This is a genomic window from Cupriavidus necator A5-1 (assembly GCF_000744095.1).
Lineage (GTDB): Bacteria > Pseudomonadota > Gammaproteobacteria > Burkholderiales > Burkholderiaceae > Cupriavidus > Cupriavidus necator_A.
The window spans coordinates 2,067,150-2,085,130 of sequence record NZ_JQLI01000008.1; the positions used below are offsets into that span (position 1 = coordinate 2,067,150).

Genomic DNA, 17,981 nt, shown 5'->3' on the forward strand with positions numbered 1-17,981 from the left:
GGCGCGGCATGGTGCGCAAGCGCCGCAATTCGCGGTGGCAGAGAATCTTTGCCGGGTGGTCAGCAACCAGTGGGTGAACGACGAATACAAGCATCTTGTCGTGGAAGCGCCCGAGGTCGCGTTGCGCGCGCTGCCAGGGCAGTTCTTCCATTTGGCCTGTCCGCCGGACCAGCACGGTGCCGCCTTGCTGCGCAGGCCCATGAGCCTGTACAGGGTGTCGCCGGGCGACGGGACGGTCGAGTTCCTGTACAAGGTCCAGGGCCTGGGTACGCGCGGTCTTGCTCAGTTGGGTGCCGGAGATACGCTGGACGCGCTGGGACCGGTGGGCCGCGGGTTCGCCTTGCCTGCCGGCGCCCGGCACATCCTGCTGCTGGCCCGTGGCGTGGGACTGGCGACCTTGACGCCGCTGGCAGACCTGGCGCGCAGCCAGGGAGTGTCGGTCACCGCTGTGCTGAGCGTCAGGTCTGCGGGGCTGGTCATGTCGGCGGACTATCTCAGGGAGGCCGGCGCGAACGTGCTCATCGTGACGGACGAGGACGGCACCAGCCAGGTAGAGCATGTCGAGGCCTTGCTGCGCAGCACGCACGCGACGCGCAGGCTGGATTACGTGGCCACTTGCGGCTCGAACCGTCTGCTGCAGTTGCTCCAGCGGGTTGCCGCCGATCTCGAGATCCCGGGACAGATCGCTCTCGAGCAGCATATGGGCTGCGCATTGGGCGCCTGCTTTGCCTGCGTCCGGCCGTTCCGCAAGCAGGCGGACACGCAGGATCTCACCTATCGCAGGGTCTGTTGGGACGGCCCGGTGTTTGACCTTCAGGAGACGGTATCGTGGTAGATCTCAGTGTGCAAATTGGCTCGCTCAGGTTGCAGAATCCGGTCATGCCGGCGTCCGGCACGTTTGCCGAAGGCCTGGCCGATGTGTTCGACCTGAACCGGCTTGGCGCCATCGTGACCAAGACGATCACCGACGACTTGCGGGAAGGCAATCCGCCGCCTCGCGTGGCGGAATTCAAGGACGCGACGTTGTTCTCCATCGGTATCCCGAGCAAGGGCGGGGACTACTACCTGAACGAGACGGTGCCTTTCTATCGGCCATACCAGTCGCCGCTGGTCGCCAGTATCTCGGCGAACACGGTGGAAGACTTTGGCAGGCTCGCGCGCAAGCTGTCCGTACCGGGCGTGGCGGCGATCGAGGCCAATGTGTCCTGTCCGAACCTAAAGAAGGACGGGCAGGCCTTCGGCATGGATCCCGATGCAACCTTCCAGGTGGTTCGCGCAATGAAGGCCGCCTCCGATCTGCCGGTCTGGCCCAAGATGACACCCAATGCGGGCAACGTCGTGGAAGTTGCACTGGCGGCCCAGGCCGCCGGCGCGGACGCGCTTGTCGTCAGCAATGCCATCCTGGCCATGGCGATCGATGTGGAGACGCGCCGTCCCCGCGTTGCCAACCTGATGGGCGGCCTGACAGGACCGGCCACGAAGCCGATCATGCTGCGTATCGCCTATCAGTGCGCGCAGGCGGTGTCGATTCCGGTGATCGGATGCGGCGGTATCACGACAGCGGAGGACGCCATCGAGTTCCTGCTCGCGGGCGCGACTGCTGTGCAGGTGGGCACAGCCAATTTCCTCTCTCCACAAACGATGCCCAACGTCATCGACGGCATCGAGGCGTATTGCGAGCGCAAGGGGATCGCGCGGCTGCGCGACCTCATCGGTGCTGTGGAGTTGTTTGATGCGCCTGCCATTGCGGCCGGGGCAGGGCACTGAGCGGCACGGCACGAAGGAGACAATACATGCAATTTTCCTATCTCGTCACTTTCGAGAGCACCGATCCGGCTGCCCATATCGGGGCGGAGGATTTCCAGCGGGTTGCCGACATTGTCAGGGGCACACCACAGTTGCGCCGCGCACGACTCTATACGCCCGAGAGCGCGAAGGACTACTACACGGATGATGGCCCGTCACCGCCATTCGCGATGCAGCTGGATTTCGACACCCTGGCGGCGCTGGAAGCCGCCATCGCCACGGATGGCCACCTGCAGGCCGTGGCGAGGCTTCCGCTGCCCCGCCTGCAAGGGTGCACGGTCACGCAACAGGTGATGGCCCGGCGTCCGTTTCCCGTCGAGGATCCCGTCGTTCGGACGCCCACCGGCAACGTGCCGTGCAGCTTCCTGGTCCATTATCCCGGGCATGCCGACGATTTCGATGCGTGGCTGAACTACTATCTGTCCCACCATCCGCAAATCATGCGCTTCTTTCCGGGGGTACGCGAAATCGAGATCTTCACGCGGGTGGACTGGGTGGATGCGATGCCGTGGAAGCGGGTTCACTACATGCAGCGGAACAAGCTGGCCTTCGACAGCGCCGCTGCCATCACCGCGGCGATGAATTCTCCTGTTCGGCATGACATGCGCGCGGACTTCGAGAATTTCCCCCGATTCCATGGCAGCAACGTGCACTTCCCGATGGCAACGTACACTTACACGTCTTGATTCCGGGAAGGCGAGCAAACAGGGATGCGACGACTTACCCTTCAGCGGGGCCTGCCCGATCTCGATGGAGCCGATGCCATAGACGGCGGTGGCCCCGTCAATAAGGCGGGTTGACCACGATGTACTGCGATCCCTGCGCCTGGTACCAGGTACTGCCGCATTGCTGGTAGACCATTCCGCCATAGTTGACCGGAACGCAGCTAGGTGGAACGGAGCGAACCATGGAGCCCACCACTGCCGAGGTCATAGCAACTGTGGCGGTGACCGCAGCAGCCGCTGCCACCGGGTGGTAGTCGTTATCCCAACCGTTGCAGCACCCACCGCCTTCGACGTTCACGTTGACGTTCCGGTTCGAATTGACGTTGACGTTCCTGCTGGTATTGACGCTGTTGACGCTGGTACTGCGTACGTTGTTGGTACGGGCATCCGCGCGTTGGTTGTCCACTTGGCGGCTTGTTGCGCCGCCACCAGCGCGGGCTCCGCCGGCTTGTGCGCCAGCCGCATGGCCTCCGCCCGCTCTCCCGCCTTCGCGGGCAGCTTCAGCTGTCGGCGCGAAGCCGGAAGCCCCGAAGACGAGCACGGCCAGGGGCACCGCGAACTGCTTGCCGAATGCGTTTCTCATGGCGGTGCTCCTTTACTGGTTCTTCAGTGGAACAAATTCTGCCTCCCGCGCGCCGGCGGGTGGCGTGAACGCGAACAGGGAATCCCTCAGCTTCGGATTCACGTTCCACTTGAGTAGCGTGACCGATTGCGGACGGGCCTCGTCGGCGCGATTGGTAATGACCAGCTTGCGCGGCAGCGGCCGGCCGCCGCTGGCGATCCAGATCTGCCAGTCGATCTGACCTTGGCGGAAGGCATAGTGATCGCAGAGTTCGCCGCCAATGATGTCCTGGCCGGCATTCATTGCCGATTCCAATCTGTCGAGCGGCGCGTCAGGCGTGCCCCAGAGGAACAGGTCAGCAGACGGAATCTCGACGCCGAACCGGTCCCTCAGCCGGGCCACGAGAATGCCAAGATTTTCGGTGAATCCTGCCTTCGAGTAGTACTTCTGCTGCGGCACATAAAGCGTGACCGTCTTGCCGTCGTAGATCAGGTCGCGCTGGGAGCGTGCGCTGCGCATCTGGGCACGCAGCTTGTTTGGTCGCTGGACATCGAGATCCGCCGTTGCTGTGTGCTGCAGTTTCTGGCCGTCTGTCAGCACCCTCTCTCCGGACAGTTCGACGAAGACCTCGAACTGCTTCAGCGACTGCAAGTAGGCACCCATGTCCTTCAGCGCCTGGACGGCTGCCTGGTCGACCGCCTTTGCATCCGGTTGCGCAGCACTAGGGGCAGGGGCGGCAGACGCCATCTGTGGCGGCGCGGTGGAACCGGGCGCCGTTGGAGGCGAACTACTGCAGGCCGCGAGCGATACAACGAGCAAGCTCAAGAGTGGTATGCGTGGCATAGTGACCTCCGATTACCGTGAAAGCCGACACAATGGGGAGGAATCCGCCGCCACGGCGGCGAAGGCTAAGAATCTGCCGCATCTGGTCGGCATCGACAGGATGGAGCCATGTGCCTGGCTCACCACGCGTCGCTGACACCTCGACCTGCCCCGCCACTATGTTCCATTGCAGGGCGTGAGAAGCGAAGTGAATCTTTTTTTGCAGACCTTAAGACTCTTCGATGACCGGAAGCGATCCGGGAAAAATGGATCCCATACAGGGGGAAGTCTGGCAACGCGCGCGCGGAAGCGGGGCTGCCATGGCGGCTGTTAGATCTCAGAGAGGAGTTCGCGGGTGATCACCAGCGAAGGTTGTCGAATTTTTTCAAGGTGAGCGCAGGAAGTGCGCTGGCCGACAGACCGAGTGAGTGGAGTGGCCCAGCACAAGGTGACGTCGCTCTCTTTGGCGTCGTCCAAGCGGGTGAACTGGCTCGACATGAATGCCATGCGAAGCCGACGTGAGGCTTCTCTTTATCCCTTGCCATAGTACCTCGCCAGGTAGTCCACAATTGGAGGGATGTCCTCCTCCTTGATAGGTGCACCAAATGCCTTGACCATCTTGTTCACGGTGGCGGTCCAGCCGTTACGGTCCAGGAAGACCGAGTTCATCGGGATGTAGTCGAGGCTGTGGCAACTGACGCAGTTGACCAGGATCCGGTCCTTGCCAGCTCCATCCTTGAGCTTGATGCTTGCCTCGTCGGCCAACACATTGCCCGACAGTAGCAAGAAGCTGATCAGCATGGCTTTCATGGCGCCCCCTTACACGATCTCGACCACGATCCGCTGCACTACATTGTGGTGGTATCCCGCCGGATTGTGGATCAGCTCGAAAGTCTGAGTGGCACCAGCGCGATTGGTCGCCCTGGCCATGACCGCAAGTGCGCCGGTCTTGGCAGGCGTGAACCGGAAGCTGAATGGCCGGAAGGCATAGCGCCCGTGGTCCGGCCCAAGCTCGCTCGCTTGCCAGTTCCGCCCGCCGTCGATCGACACCTCCACGCTATGGATGCCATAGCCCCCATCCCAGGCGATCCCCTTCACTTCCAGCAGCGCGCCCCGCCGTATGCGCTCGCCTGGCAGCGGGCTAGTCAGCAGCGAGTTCACGACCATCTCGGTGATCGGCATATTGGTATCAGTTTCCTGACTGACGAACCGATCCACCTGCGGAAACTTGCCCTTTGGGATGCGATAGGCAGGGTTCATCCAGAAGCCAGACAGCGGCTTGGCCAACACGCTGATCGAGGTGACATGCTTGACCCAGTAGGTGGCGGTCCAGCCTGGCACGACGATGCGCGCCGGATAGCCGTTCCAGTGCGGTAGGGGGGTGCCATTCATTTCGTAGGCGATCAGCGTACTCTCCTCCATTGCCTTCCATGTCGGTATGCTCTTGATGAAGTCCGGCGTTTGCGCTACCACGGGCACATCGGCGCCATCGAAGGCAATCTCCACGGCCTCCTTGCGGATCCCGGCTCTGGCCAGCACATCCCTAAGCCGCACGCCGCGCCACTTCGCATTGCCCATTGCGCCGGGGCCCCATTCCACCCCAGGCACATGGGGCTGAAACATGCCACGGCGGTTGCCGGAGCACTGACAGACGGACACCAACTCGACAGCTTCAAACTCCATCTTCAGCTGATCTAGCGTTAGTTCGAACGGGCTTGCGGCTGCCTCTCCCCCGATCCGAAGACGCCAGTCGGCCGCCTTGATCTCCGGAATGGACGCAAGGTGATAGCGCACGAAAAAAGCATTGTTGGGGGTGACGGCTTCACGGAAATATGACAGCGGTGTCTCGTAGTTCGGCGGCCGGTAGGTGCGCTTGATCAGCGGTAGCTTGCCCGGCAGCGCCTCTAGCACCGCCGAATCCCGTGCGCCTTCAGGGAGTTCCGGGGGCATGCCTGCAATGGCCGCACGAAGTGGGCTCGGCAGCAATGGTCCGGCCATCAGCAGACCACCAGCTCCACACCTGAGAAACTCTCTTCGTGTCGTCATCTTGCCTCTCCTCGGTCTGCCTGCCATCACTCTAGTGCATGCATCAGCGTTGGCCCAGCAAGGTGGCAACCTTGCCGATTGCGACGGCGCAGCGATCTGCGAACGGCTCCGAGGACATGGGCAATGGGAAGCCCGCCAAACCGACCGGAGACCCCTGGCAGGTATGCCCCCTTTGCAGAGCGATTGACATGGGTGCATATTCCTCCAAAACGCGAGGGCCGCGGCACGCGGCGCTCTATACCACCGAGTTCCATGCAGCGGGCTACGCCGGCGCCTTCGTGCCGACGAAGTTCGAACTTGGCGTCGGTGCGTTTCGATGGCTGGGGTGCATCGCCTCGCCGCACTGCTCAAGCGCTCGATTTCAGGCAGCCGTCAATGTTGACTGACATTTGGTCACTTGACCATCCCGAAGGGATCTGGCACGACATGCTGGTTTGCGTTGTTCCAGAAATTCTGTAGCACGAAGCCGTATTCAGGCAGGTTCTGAATAAACGGCGCCAACATGTCATTCGCAGTCGGGCGCTTCCAGTCGGCCTGCAGTTCGCATGCGAGGGCGAACGTCGATGCCAGTGAGGCACCTGCATTGGCCATGCGGGACATCGCAGCCTGAGCCTCGTAAGCGTTCCACGCGCCGCAGGCATCAACCACCGGGAAAACGCTGTAGCCGTCTTGCAGCATCGAGAGCGTCGGGAAAGTGCAGCAGGTACCGATTGTTACGCCCGAGATGATGATGTGCCGCCGGCCGGTCTTCGCCACCAGGTCTTCAAATGCCTGCCGGAAGGTAGGGTCCTCATAGCAGTTGATAATGCCGGTCCGGCGATAGATCGGCTCCTCCGAGAAAATCTCCTTGAGTTCGGGCAACGTATCGCCGTTCTGCCATTGGGCGTTTGACGAGGAGATCAGAACGGGCAGTTTCATCGCCTTCGCAACCAGCGCAAGGCCAAGCACATTGCTCTTGATGGCGGACAGCGACGGGAAATCACGCAGCCCGGCCATCAAACCGATCTGGTGGTCGATGAACAGCATCAGGGCGTTTTCCGCCGTCGGCTTGTCATAAACTACGCGGCCCGCACGCTTTGCGTCGTCAGCGGAAACCTTCGGCGGAATAATCTCGTTGGATACGGAACTGACAACATCTGCGGGGCGGTCTGACATGTTGCTCTCCCTGGAGTCCGGTGTGATTGAACCAATTGGGGCACATGTGGCACGGCGACCAGCAGAAACGCTATCGCGCTACGGTGCGTGCATTAGTGCCGTGCGAGTATTCTAGGATTCCTCCACCAGTCCTCAAGGCTACTTGGCGGCTAGCTGCGGAGCGCCAGTGATGATCGGCAATCTTGTGCACAGCTTCTTTGAGATGGCCGTGAACGAAATGAGCGCGACCTCGCAACTCGATGACATGGCTCGATTCTATGAATCGATGACCGGCGCTCGCTTTTAGATGGTACTTCGATAGATCGCGGCCTGCCGCACTGGCAGCCGCGAATACCGAAGGTGAAAAAGGGACGCTATCCAGTTGAAGGGGAAAGGAGCGTATCCTGCACAGGATCGCATCCTTGAGAACCTCAAACTCCACCTATCGCTAACAGTTTGGTGAGCGGCATTTTCGGCAACTTATCCCTTGCGACGGGCGGTCATTACGCCTCTAATGAGTTCGTGGCAGGCGAAGGCTGTCAGAGGGCGATATGCGCTGCACAAAATGCGGGTTTGAGAACCCCGCGGAAGGAAGATTCTGCGAGGAGTGCGGGCAAAGACTTTCGCAGGTCTGCCTGCAATGCGGCCATGAGTCCAGCCCCACGGCGAAGTTCTGTGGTGCTTGCGGCGTGCCCCTGACGGAGCTGGCCGCAACGCCAGTTCCTGCAACAGCGTCAATGCCCGCTGTTCCCGCACCGGTTCTTTACACGCCGCCCCATCTCGCCGAACGCATTCTCGCCGAGCAGGCGGCGATGGAGGCCAGGGGACAGGCTGCCGGCGAACGCAAGACCATTACGGCACTGTTTGCGGACATGGCCGGCTCGACCGCCCTGATCCAGGACCTCGACCCCGAAGAAGCGCGCGGGCTGATCGACCCCGTGATAGCGCTGATGATGGAGGCCGTGCATCACTACGAGGGATACGTTTCCAAATCCCTGGGCGACGGCATCCTGGCGCTATTTGGCGCGCCGATTGCCCACGAGGACCACCCCCTGCGGGCGTTGTACGCAGCGCTGCGCATGCAGGAAACGATGCGCCGCCATGGCGACCGGGTCCGTCTGGAGCAGGGTGTCCCGCTGCAGATCCGGGTCGGCGTCCATACCGGCGAAGTGGTGGTACGCTCGATCCGCAAGGACGACTTGCGCACGGACTACGACCCGGTCGGGCACACGATCCATATTGCCTCCCGGATGGAAGGCGTCGCGACACCGTCGTCGATCCTCGTCAGCGAATCGACCCATAAGCTGACCGAGGGGTACTTCGAGTTCAAGGGCCTCGGGACCACGCACGTAAAGGGCATTCGGGAGCCGCTTGCGGTCTATGAGGTGCTCGGCCTCGGCGCATTGCGCACGCGCCTGCAAGTGGCCGCGCATCGCGGTCTGGCGCGGTTTGTCGGCCGGCAGGCCGAATTGGAGCGCTTGCATGAGGCGTCGGAGTCGGCCAAGGCGGGGCATGGGCAGATCGTCGGGGTGGTGGGCGAGGCGGGTGTTGGCAAGTCGCGTCTGTACCATGAATTCAAGGCACGCTCGCAGCGCGGCTGCATGGTGCTCGAAACCTTCTCGGTTTCGCATGGCAAGGCCTTTCCCTATCTGCCTTTGATCGATCTGTTGAGAAACTACTTTCAGATCACCGCGCAGGATGACGAACGGCTGTATCGCGAGAAAGTCACCGGCAGGTTGCTGACCCTGGATCGCACGCTGGAGGACCATCTGCCTTATCTGCTTTACCTGCTCGGTATCAGCGAAGCGGGTTCGGCACTGCCCACGATGGACTCCACCATCCGGCGCCAGCGCACCTTCGAAGCCATTGCACGGCTACTGGTGCGTGAGAGCCAGAATCAGCCGCTGATGGTCTTGTTCGAAGACTTGCAATGGCTGGACAGTGAGACCGAGGCCTTTCTCAATATCCTTATCGAGCATGTGCCGGGCGCCAGGTTGCTTCTGCTCGTCAACTACCGCCCGGAATACGCGCATGACTGGGGCCGAAAGCTTTATTACACCCAATTGCATCTGGAGCCGTTGGGACAAGCGGAGGCACAGGGTCTGCTCACGGCACTGCTGGGAGACCATCCCTCGCTCGTGCCCCTGAAACTGCTTATCCTGGCAAAGACCGAGGGCAACCCATTCTTTATGGAGGAAGTTGTCAAGACGCTGGCCGAGGAGAACGTCTTGCTTGGCCAGTCCGGCAGCTACCGGATCGAGAAGGCCCCTTTGTCACTTCATATTCCGACGACCGTGCAGGGCGTGCTCGCCGCCCGTATCGACCGGCTTCCCATCGCCCAGAAGGACTTGCTGCAGACACTCTCGATCATCGGCAAAGAGTTTCCCTTAAGTCTGATCGAGCATGTCACAGCGCTACCGGAAGAGGGACTGCGCCCGCTTCTGGGCAACCTCCAGGCCGGCGACTTCATTTACGAGCGTCCCGCATTCCCCGAAGTGGAGTACGCGTTCAAACATGCGCTTACCCAGGAGGTGGCGGCTAACTCCATGCTGACCGGTCAGCGCAGTGTGCTGCATGAACGCACGGCCCGGGCCATTGAGGCACTGTTTCCAAGCCGGCTGAAGGACTATTGCAGCGAGTTGGCTCACCATTACAGCAAGAGTGGCAATGTGCCGAAGGCCATCGAATACCTGCACCTGGCGGGCCAGCAGGCCTTGCAGCGTTCAGCCCAGCTCGAGGCGATCCGTCATCTCAGTGCAGCCCTCGAACTGCTTAAGTCCGTGGCTGACACCCCCGAACGCGCACGCGAGGAACTCACCTTGCTGCTGACCCTCGGTCCTGCGTGGATGGCCGCACGAGGCTATGGTGCGCCAGAGGTGGAGGAGACCTACACGCGTGCATTAGCCTTGTGCGAACAGGGCGGGGAAACACCACAGATCTTCTCGGCGCAGTTGGGACTGTGGTCGTTTTATCTATTGCGTGCGCAACTCAGTACGGCACACGCCTTGGCGGAGCGGCTGCTCGGTCTCGCGCAGGATACACAAGATCCGGAACAGCTCGCGGAGGCGCACCGCATTCTCGGCGCCACCGTGTTCCGTCTGGGCGAGATCAGGATCGCCCGGACCCACACGGAGCAGGCGCTGGCATTGCACCGCCCCGATCGGCAACCATATAGCAAACTTCTGCGTTATGCGCGGAACCCCGCCGTTCATATGCGGAGCACGTTGAGCTGGACCCTTTGGTTTCTGGGCTTGCCGGATCAGTCCCGCGCGCGCAGCGAGGAAGCGCTGGCGTTGGCCAGAGAGGCCTCTGATCCCTTCGGCCTTGCCTTGAGCCTGATCTTCGCGGCCGAATTGCACCAGTACCGGCGTGAAGTGCAACTGGCGCGGGAGTATGCAGACGCCGCCATCGCGCTTTCGAGCGACCAGGGGTTTCCACTCTATCTGGGGTGGGGAACGATCCTGCGCGGCTGGGCGCTGGCCGAGCAGGGTAGTCATGAGGAGGGAATCGCGCAAATACACCAAGGCCTCAGCGCCCACCAAGCCACCGGAGCGGCATTGGGTCGGCCGACGCTTCTGGGACTGCTCGCCAACGCTTATGGAAAAGCAGGACAAGCCAAGGCAGGGCTTCGTGTGCTGAGTGAGGCGTTGGCTCTGGTGAAGAACACGGGAGAGCGGTTCGCTGAGCCGATTCTGCTTCGGCTCAAGGGGGAGCTGATTCTGATGTTGTCTGACGGCGAAGCCGGCTCGTCCACCAGGGCCAAGGAAGCCGAAGCATGTTTTCAGGCGGCAATTGCCATGGCTCGTGACCAGGGAGCCAGGTCAGTCGAGCTGAAATGCGCGCTGAGCGTGGCCCGGTTATGGCAACGCTGCGGCAAGACGGATGCTGCGCGCTCGATCCTGGCAGGTATTCATGACACATTCACCGAGGGGTTCGATACCGTTGACTGGCAAGATGGCAAAGTACTGTTGGAAGACCTGACGTAAGCGGCCTGACCAGGCTCGTGGAGGCGTCTGCCGACGACAAGTGGCGGGCCTTTCGGATCGCGGCAGGTCCCACAGGCGCTTGGTGAGGTGTCCGATACAAAGGGGTTCCCGCTGGCAGCGTGGCCCTGAGTCGCCCTGGGCCGACGGCACTTTGTAGATATGTCCACCATCGCGATCAGGCAGATCCTTATCGACACCAAATTCGGCATGGGCATAGTATTGCCACAGATTGTGATCTGCATCCGGCGAATGCGGCTGGTCCCAGTAAAGATGAGGCACGGCAAGATGCGGGCAACGAAATGGTTCCATTTGCGTCTCGGACCCGTGCAAGTGCTCGCGGCGCTGGCCCTGCTAAGCGCCTGCTCCGCGACGAACGAGGGCAGCCAGCCCGGCAAGACACCGGCGATCAAGCAGCCTGGTGTGCCAGTTGGCCCCACACGCGACTGCCAGGCAGAGGCCGCCGCACTTCTCGGGGCCATGCCTCTGTCTGTTGTGCGGGCCGTGTTTGATGCCTGCACAGCGGGAAACGAAGGTAGCGAGCCTGGCAAGTGAGGGACCGGCTCAAGCCAGTGCAGCTTGTCATTGACGGCTTGCCCGCCCATAAGAAGCAAGCGTGCGCGAATACGTTGAATACCTGGGGCAAGATTGACGTTGCACTTCCTGCCGGGATACGGGAGTGGCCAAAAGCAGGGGGAAAATCCGTCAGGGAAAGGGTCGATTGTCTACCAAGACTACCGGAGACCCACATGCGCATCTCGATCCAAACATGTATTGAAGGGGAGGGTGTACAGCCCTCCAAGGTGATCACGTCGGAGTGATCGAGCACGCAGCCGATGTTGCGCCGGCATCCGGGTTGGGCTTGTTCATTCGCGAGTCGCAAGAACTGCTGCGACAGCTTCAGGCCGTGGTCTTGAACGAGCAGGTCGACCAGTTCATCCGCGTGGCCGGTCGCTGTCAAGGTGCGAAAGCAAGGGGATCGCACGCAGGCAGACCGTCCATTTGCCGGCATAGCAAATACTACGTGGCCCATGCACGACTACACGTGTCATTGCCATGCCGGCGCCGCAGTCACGAATGCCTAACGGTGGCTGCCAGCCAGCGCGACGATAGCGCCTGTGGTTGCCGCGATGGCGGCCACGGTACCAATGCTTTGCCACGGATGCTCATGGACGTAGCGATCGGTCGTTGTCGCCCACTCGGAGACTCTGGTGCGGCTCTCTTCGCGCAGCGCAACGAGGCGGTCCTGCAGCGCGCGCTGCCGGGCTTTGAGTGCGTGGCGCCCAAGGCTGGTCCCTACGCCGGTTTCGGCTTTGACATCATGAAGAAGCGCCTGCACGTCGGTCATCAGCGCATCGACGTCACGGGTCAATGCGTCCTTGTGCATGGAGAAATTGGATTGGATGTCGTTCATCTTGCCCTCCTGTTAGCGAAATCATCGCAGTGCGTCGCGCAGCACGACTGGCACTGTGTCAAATATAGGCTTGGGTTGACAGCCCGGCATAAGAAGCAGAAAGCCACTACGAGGTGGCCCGGAAGGGGCGCGTGATTGGATTGGATAACGGGAGCCGTCTGAGGCGCGAGTCTCACGTACGGTTCTGCAAGAGACTAGGCCGAACTTTGACTTCTCGAATAGCCGGAACCCGCATCAGCAGTGGGTTCCGGCTATTTTTTGAGGCTATTATGTAGCCATGTAAATTAGTATTTATCTATTGTGTTTCGGTGGCTTTATGCTTGAATAGGTGTTCATGTATATCGAACACGTCCCGAACCGCAACTCGCCCCCCGCCATCCTGCTGCGCGAGTCCTATCGCGACGGCAACACGGTCAAGAAGCGCACCCTCGCCAATCTCTCGTCGCTGCCCGCCGAGGTCATCGAAGGCTTGAAGGTGCTGCTACGCGGTGGCGTCGCGGTGTCGTCCGCCGATGAGGCCTTCGTGATCGAGCGCAGCCTGCCACACGGACACGTGGCCGCCGTGCTTGGCGCGGCGCGCGCCTGCGGCGCCGAGCAGTGGTTGTCCTCAGCGCCGGCCGCGCTGCGCTCGGTGGTGATAGCACTGCTGGTGACGCGGGTGGTGTCACCCGCTTCCAAGCTCGCCACGCATCGCATGTTGCGCGACGAGACCGCGACCCACTCGGTGTCGCGGCTGCTGAAGTTGGGCGACGTCGAACTCGAGCAGGTCTATGCCGCGCTCGACTGGCTAGGAGAAGCTCAGGAAGGCATCGAGAAGCGCCTTGCCAGGCAGCATCTGAGCGGCAGTACGCTGGTGCTCTATGACCTCACTTCCACGTGGGTGACGGGACGCTGCTGCGAGCTTGCCGCCCACGGCTACAGTCGCGATGGCAAGCGCGACGACCCGCAGATCGTGTTCGGTCTGGTTTGCACTCGTGAGGGCTGTCCGGTGGCGGTCGAAGTCTTCGCCGGCAACACCGCCGATCCGGCTACCGTGGCCTCGCAGGTGGACAAGCTCAAGAACCGCTATGGCATCGAGAAGCTCGCGTGGGTGGGCGACCGGGGCATGCTCACGCAGGCGCGCATCGACACGGTATTGCGCCCGGCTGGCCTGGACTGGGTGAGCAGCCTGCGCGCGCCGCAGATGGCCGCACTTGCCCGGGAGAAGGGCCCCTTCCAGCCCTCGCTATTCGATGAGCGCAACCTGCTAGAGGTGACCAGCGAGGCGTTCCCCGGCGAGCGGCTCATCGTGTGTCGCAATCCGCTACTGGCCGAGGAGCGCAGCCGCAAACGCGAGGCGCTGCTGCAGGCCACCGAAGCCGAGTTGATGAAGATCACCGACGCGACCACGCGTGCCCGCAATCGCCTCAAGGGCACCGAGGAGATTGCCCTGCGCGTAGGCCGCGTCATCGATCACTTCAGGATGGGCAAGCACTTCGAGTTGAACATCACCGACTCGAGCTTCACGTGGGGGCGCAAGGCCGAACAGATTCAGCAGGAGGCCGCACTCGATGGCCTTTACGTGGTGCGTACGAGCCTGCCGGCAACGGAATTGCCGGCTGAGGCGGCCGTGACGGCCTACAAGGGTCTGGCGGTGGTGGAGCGGGCCTTCCGTTCGCTCAAGACGGTCGATCTGCAGGTGCGTCCCGTATTCCATTGGAACGCAGCGCGCGTGCGCGCTCACGTCTTTCTGTGCATGCTTGCCTACTACATCGAGTGGCACATGCGCGAGAAGTTAAAGCCGATGCTGTTTGACGATGAATACGTCGAGCTCGCGCGTGCGGCCCGGCCTTCGCCAGTGGCCAAGGCACGACGCTCGGACCAGGCGAAAGCCAAGGACGCCACCAGGCTTGGCGAGGACGGCTTGCCTGTGCACAGCTTCCGCACGTTGCTCGATGATCTGGCCACGCTCGCGTACAACGTCTGTCACACCCCCCTGAACCCGCAGGCAAAGATCGTCATGATCACGCGGCCGACCCCAGTTCAAGAAAAGGCCTTCCGCCTGCTCAACGTCAGCCCCGTCGCCTGTACCCAGTAATCGACTCGCTCGCGCGCATATAACCGTGAGAAATCAAAGCATTAGCGCGCCGCGAGCTCAAAGTTCGGACTAGGGGGTGGAACTCCCCGGGCTACTCACCATTCGCAGATATCTGAAGCTTCACATATTTGCGAATCCCGGCCGACCGCTCTACCCTTGGCTGGTAAGCCGGAAGCCGGTGGAGCCTGGGCTCGTGAATATGCGAAGGCTTCACATAATTGCTTGCTAATCCCGGGCCATCTTTCAGGATCGCTTCCATCAGCTTACGGTGGGAGACGTGGACGCTTACTGAGGAGCAACGATGTTCCAACATATCTTGGTGCCAACCGATGGGTCGGCGCTCTCGGAAGACGCGGCCCGTATGGCGGTGCGACTCGCCAAAGAGTTTCATGGCAAGCTCACCGGATTGCATGTTCTGCCGGAGTATCGTGTTTTCACCCACCGGATCAACATGCTCGAAGATGCAACAGAGCGCTACGCGCAGCTTGCCGAGCAGCATGCGGAGCAATACCTGGGCGTAATTGCCCGAGCGGCCAGGGATGCGTCAGTGGCATACGAGACGATCTGCGTCACGGACGATCACCCCTATGAGGTGATCATCCGGACTGTCGAGGAACGCAACTGCGACCTGATCGTCATGGCATCGCACGGCCAAGCCGGCGTGCGTGGCCTCCTGATCGGCAGTGAAACCCAGAAAGTCCTGACGCACTGCAAGGTCCCAGTGCTGGTGTTCCGCTAGTCGCAGCGGGCTGTGCACGACGTCGTGTCATCGGCATTTCGGGCGAGCATGACGCGTACAAGCAGAAGGTGGTGCCGTTACCCAGCTTCTTCCGCTGATCGAAGCGATCCCCGCTATCTGGGGGTGCCGAGGCCGTCCGTCCCTTGCGCAAGCCAGGTCGGATCCCACGCGGCCGCGCCTACGACCACGACAAGTATCGTCGGCGCTTCATGCTGGCGGCATCCCGACTTCGATCGCCGGCGTGGTCAATCTCACGGCAACGGACTCGGCAGGATCCGCTGGGTGGTAGAGCGTAGCCACGCCTGGCTGCACGCGTTCCGCCGTCTGCGCACCCGCTTCAAGCGTCCCGCGGACAGTCTCGAAGCCCCCCTCGAGCCGGCCTGCTGCCTCATTTGCTGGCGCACGCTTCAGCGTGACGGGACTTCATTTTGAATTAGTTCTTAGGCCAGGTGGCTGGCCTGCCCGCTACTGGCCGATTTTGTTGCACACCGGGGCTTGGGGTCCGGCCCGCCATGCGCGAGCACGCCCGCTTCAGGGCCGCCCCGCGTCTAGCGTTGCGAAAGCAGCGCCAGCTTGACCAGTTCCACGGCACGATTACAGTTCATCTTCGTCTTCAGGCTGGCGACCTGTTTGCGAACCTTGCTATCCGACACACCGTGCTGCATGCACATTCCGCGGGTGTAATCCTGATGCCAGTCCGGCTGGCTCGGGCTTCGCGTCCGCATGCCCTGCGGTGTGGCGAGAAGTCGCGATGGCGGGCGACCGGCTGTCTACCAGCAGCCAAGCGAAAGGCGGTGCGGCATGCGATGAGACTAGACTGGGGGATCGCCAAAGGCCTTCCGCGCAAGCGCCTTCTCGAAATCCACTGTCCACGACGTGCCGCTTCCGGCTTGGAAGTCGTGGCGGATTCCACTGGCCTTGGCTTCGACAACCACCACTCGAGGTATTTGGCCGGGCCCTCCCCCGGCAGGGTTCCCCTCATCCGCGACTACGACAAAGTCCTCTGGGATCCACTCGTACTTTTGGCAGGCCGCTTCGAAATCCTCCTGCTCATCGAGCGGCAGCTCATCGAACAGCTTTCGAGCCATGGTCACCTCCAATAGTTTCGATGTGCCGACGGCGCCGCAACGAGCTGGATGGGCGCCCAGACAGCTATGGAAGCAAATGTGCCGCATTTGCGCGAGCCGCGCAAACAGAAGAATAGGCAGCGAAAGAAGCGATGGAACGGGGCCTGGTCCGCTGCGTCAGTCGAAATGCACCCCCGATCGGCTGCGATTTCTAGGGCGTCCTGGACTAGCGATAACCCACCAGGCATGCTGAATCGGAGAGCGGGAATGACTGATTTCCTCTCGGCGGCCGAACTGGCCAGCCTGATCGGCTGCGAAGCGAACCAGCACCAGGAAATAGTAATGTGGCTGGACCATCACCACTGGGCTACGTTATGGACAAGAATGGCTTGCCAGAAGTGGCGAGGGCCTGCGCCGCCAGTGAAGCGGCCGCCGCCGAGCTGGCCACTTGCCGAAGCCCGCTATCAGGCAAGCGCGGCTGAGGCCGAGCGGGAGGCGGCGCGCGCGGCGACCGCGGCCGCGCGCGAGAAGGCGGCAGCCCTCGCTGCGCAACTGGCCGAGGCAGGGAAGACACTCGAGAAAAACCAAACGGCGTTGGCTGTAGAGCGAGAGGCCCATGCAGCCACCCAGGCGTGGCTGGAAGCGGGCGGGACGGCGTTGGAGGCAGCACGGCGCCAGCTGGACGAACTGCGTACCCAATTCTCGGCGGAGCTGGAGCGCGCGCGAGCAGATCGCCGTCGCTGACCCACACCTCCAAGCGCCACAATATCGGGTAATCGTCCGACGTCGTCTGACTTGTAGCGGCCTTCTTCGACAAGCCCATGCACTTCAATGGTGGCAGAATGGGTTGTGCCCGCTCTCCCGTCATTGGTTTGCCGTGGACGCGCGCCTTGCGAAGTTGACAACATTGTGCTGACCCTTACAGACGTCTCCAAGACATACAACGGCGCCCGACCGCGCACGGTTCTGCGCGGAGTCAGTCTTGCGCTGGACGCTGGCGAATATGTCGCCGTCATGGGTGAATCTGGCGTGGGCAAGTCAACGCTGCTCCACCTGATCGCCGGCCTGGATCGGCCCGACAGTGGCCGCATCCAGTTCGACGGACAGGATCTGGGCAAGCTGGACGACGATGCCGCAACCTTGCTGAGGCGGCGAAAGCTGGGGTTCGTGTTCCAGGCCTTCCATGTTCTGCCGAATTTGAGCGCGGCACAGAACGTGGCGCTGCCTCTGCTGTTGAACGGCCTCGAGCGGGAAAAGGCGTCGGCGCGCGTTGCCGAGATGCTCGCTGCGGTTGGGCTTGAGGGGCGCGAGGACAGTTTGCCGCGCGAGCTTTCCGGCGGGGAACTGCAGCGGGTGGCGATTGCGCGTGCCCTGGTACACCGGCCGATGCTGCTGCTGGCAGATGAGCCGACCGGCAACCTTGATCACGAGACGGCTGCGCGGGTGCTAAGCCTGCTGCGCGAACTGGTCAACGCAAACGGCACGGCCGCGATTATCGTCACGCACTCGGCACTGGCTGCGGCGACGGCGGATCGCGTCTTGCAATTGACGCCAGGCGGATTGACGCCGCTGGGGCCCCAGCCGCCGATGAGCGCGGCCGCCTAAG

The 17,981-nt window shown here is 62.0% G+C and carries 15 protein-coding genes and 2 pseudogenes; 10 read left to right on the plus strand and 7 right to left on the minus strand.

What is annotated here, in order from left to right; genetic code table 11:
• Positions 1-73 precede the first annotated feature (73 nt).
• Genes K307_RS33710 through K307_RS33720 form a run of 3 tightly spaced genes read left to right on the plus strand, consistent with a single transcriptional unit; the run spans position 74 to position 2,492 of the window.
• Positions 74-835 (plus strand): dihydroorotate dehydrogenase electron transfer subunit, encoded by a 762-nt coding sequence (locus K307_RS33710; protein ID WP_230626220.1) that lies wholly within the window; start codon positions 74-76, stop codon positions 833-835.
• Positions 829-1,767 (plus strand): dihydroorotate dehydrogenase, encoded by a 939-nt coding sequence (locus K307_RS33715; protein WP_042885349.1) that lies wholly within the window; start codon positions 829-831, stop codon positions 1,765-1,767. The genes K307_RS33710 and K307_RS33715 overlap by 7 nt, the downstream gene beginning before the upstream one ends.
• A gap of 26 nt (positions 1,768-1,793) precedes the next feature.
• Positions 1,794-2,492 carry an EthD family reductase gene (locus tag K307_RS33720; RefSeq protein ID WP_042885351.1) on the plus strand — a complete coding sequence of 233 codons (699 nt, stop codon included), beginning with the start codon at positions 1,794-1,796 and terminating at the stop codon, positions 2,490-2,492.
• A gap of 97 nt (positions 2,493-2,589) precedes the next feature.
• Here the strand turns inward: K307_RS33720 and K307_RS33725 are convergent, their stop codons facing one another.
• The 5 genes from K307_RS33725 to K307_RS33745 form a co-directional block, all read right to left on the minus strand.
• Positions 2,590-3,114 (minus strand): hypothetical protein, encoded by a 525-nt coding sequence (locus K307_RS33725; protein ID WP_042885352.1) that lies wholly within the window; start codon positions 3,112-3,114, stop codon positions 2,590-2,592.
• Between the two features lie 12 nt (positions 3,115-3,126).
• Entirely contained in the window at positions 3,127-3,936 is an 810-nt protein-coding gene (locus tag K307_RS33730; RefSeq protein WP_042885354.1) for a DUF2092 domain-containing protein, read from the minus strand.
• 510 nt (positions 3,937-4,446) lie between these two features.
• On the minus strand, positions 4,447-4,725 hold the full coding sequence (locus tag K307_RS33735) for a hypothetical protein (RefSeq protein ID WP_042885356.1): 279 nt from the start codon (positions 4,723-4,725) through the stop codon (positions 4,447-4,449).
• A 9-nt stretch (positions 4,726-4,734) separates the two neighbouring features.
• Positions 4,735-5,961, minus strand: coding sequence for a molybdopterin-dependent oxidoreductase (locus tag K307_RS33740; RefSeq protein WP_042885358.1), 1,227 nt, complete (start codon positions 5,959-5,961; stop codon positions 4,735-4,737).
• Between the two features lie 393 nt (positions 5,962-6,354).
• Positions 6,355-7,116 carry an isochorismatase family protein gene (locus tag K307_RS33745; RefSeq protein WP_042885359.1) on the minus strand — a complete coding sequence of 254 codons (762 nt, stop codon included), beginning with the start codon at positions 7,114-7,116 and terminating at the stop codon, positions 6,355-6,357.
• A 530-nt stretch (positions 7,117-7,646) separates the two neighbouring features.
• Here K307_RS33745 and K307_RS33750 point away from each other — a divergent pair.
• Together K307_RS33750 and K307_RS33755 are read left to right on the plus strand one after the other, a co-directional pair.
• Positions 7,647-11,081 (plus strand): adenylate/guanylate cyclase domain-containing protein, encoded by a 3,435-nt coding sequence (locus tag K307_RS33750; RefSeq protein WP_042885361.1) that lies wholly within the window; start codon positions 7,647-7,649, stop codon positions 11,079-11,081.
• Between the two features lie 159 nt (positions 11,082-11,240).
• Complete coding sequence (locus K307_RS33755) at positions 11,241-11,633, plus strand: hypothetical protein (RefSeq protein ID WP_042885363.1); 393 nt, start codon at positions 11,241-11,243, stop codon at positions 11,631-11,633.
• Between the two features lie 526 nt (positions 11,634-12,159).
• Here the strand turns inward: K307_RS33755 and K307_RS33760 are convergent.
• Positions 12,160-12,492: a DUF883 family protein gene (locus tag K307_RS33760; RefSeq protein ID WP_042885365.1), complete on the minus strand. Its 333-nt coding sequence runs from the start codon at positions 12,490-12,492 to the stop codon at positions 12,160-12,162.
• 334 nt (positions 12,493-12,826) lie between these two features.
• On the opposite strand from K307_RS33760, the gene K307_RS33765 reads away from it, so the two are divergent.
• The 3 genes and pseudogenes from K307_RS33765 to K307_RS51230 form a co-directional block, all read left to right on the plus strand.
• Complete coding sequence (locus K307_RS33765) at positions 12,827-14,569, plus strand: IS1634 family transposase (protein WP_042885366.1); 1,743 nt, start codon at positions 12,827-12,829, stop codon at positions 14,567-14,569.
• A gap of 301 nt (positions 14,570-14,870) precedes the next feature.
• The gene (locus K307_RS33770; protein WP_042885369.1) at positions 14,871-15,308 is read left to right on the plus strand and encodes a universal stress protein; all 438 of its coding nucleotides are present in this window, start codon (positions 14,871-14,873) and stop codon (positions 15,306-15,308) included.
• A gap of 76 nt (positions 15,309-15,384) precedes the next feature.
• Positions 15,385-15,740: pseudogene (locus tag K307_RS51230) on the plus strand (transposase); the annotation flags it as partial.
• 380 nt (positions 15,741-16,120) lie between these two features.
• Here the strand turns inward: K307_RS51230 and K307_RS33775 are convergent.
• A complete protein-coding gene (locus tag K307_RS33775; protein WP_042885371.1) occupies positions 16,121-16,396 on the minus strand; it encodes a hypothetical protein in 276 nt (91 codons plus the stop codon).
• Between the two features lie 392 nt (positions 16,397-16,788).
• Between K307_RS33775 and K307_RS33780 the strand changes: the two are divergent.
• Both K307_RS33780 and K307_RS33785 read left to right on the plus strand, forming a co-directional pair.
• Positions 16,789-17,101, plus strand: a pseudogene (locus K307_RS33780) (KfrA protein); the annotation flags it as partial.
• A gap of 183 nt (positions 17,102-17,284) precedes the next feature.
• A complete protein-coding gene (locus K307_RS33785; protein WP_042885375.1) occupies positions 17,285-17,980 on the plus strand; it encodes an ABC transporter ATP-binding protein in 696 nt (231 codons plus the stop codon).
• The last annotated feature ends 1 nt before the right edge of the window (position 17,981 follow it).

Bases quoted from the DNA above. Each gene is read 5' to 3' on its own strand.
- K307_RS33720 (WP_042885351.1), top strand. From the start codon at position 1,794: ATGCAATTTTCCTATCTCGTCACTTTCGAGAGCACCGATCCGGCTGCC.
- K307_RS33725 (WP_042885352.1), bottom strand. From the start codon at position 3,114: ATGAGAAACGCATTCGGCAAGCAGTTCGCGGTGCCCCTGGCCGTGCTC.
- K307_RS33730 (WP_042885354.1), bottom strand. From the start codon at position 3,936: ATGCCACGCATACCACTCTTGAGCTTGCTCGTTGTATCGCTCGCGGCC.
- K307_RS33735 (WP_042885356.1), bottom strand. From the start codon at position 4,725: ATGAAAGCCATGCTGATCAGCTTCTTGCTACTGTCGGGCAATGTGTTG.
- K307_RS33740 (WP_042885358.1), bottom strand. From the start codon at position 5,961: ATGACGACACGAAGAGAGTTTCTCAGGTGTGGAGCTGGTGGTCTGCTG.
- K307_RS33745 (WP_042885359.1), bottom strand. From the start codon at position 7,116: ATGTCAGACCGCCCCGCAGATGTTGTCAGTTCCGTATCCAACGAGATT.
- K307_RS33750 (WP_042885361.1), top strand. From the start codon at position 7,647: ATGCGCTGCACAAAATGCGGGTTTGAGAACCCCGCGGAAGGAAGATTC.
- K307_RS33755 (WP_042885363.1), top strand. From the start codon at position 11,241: ATGTCCACCATCGCGATCAGGCAGATCCTTATCGACACCAAATTCGGC.
- K307_RS33760 (WP_042885365.1), bottom strand. From the start codon at position 12,492: ATGAACGACATCCAATCCAATTTCTCCATGCACAAGGACGCATTGACC.
- K307_RS33765 (WP_042885366.1), top strand. From the start codon at position 12,827: ATGTATATCGAACACGTCCCGAACCGCAACTCGCCCCCCGCCATCCTG.
- K307_RS33770 (WP_042885369.1), top strand. From the start codon at position 14,871: ATGTTCCAACATATCTTGGTGCCAACCGATGGGTCGGCGCTCTCGGAA.
- K307_RS33775 (WP_042885371.1), bottom strand. From the start codon at position 16,396: ATGGCTCGAAAGCTGTTCGATGAGCTGCCGCTCGATGAGCAGGAGGAT.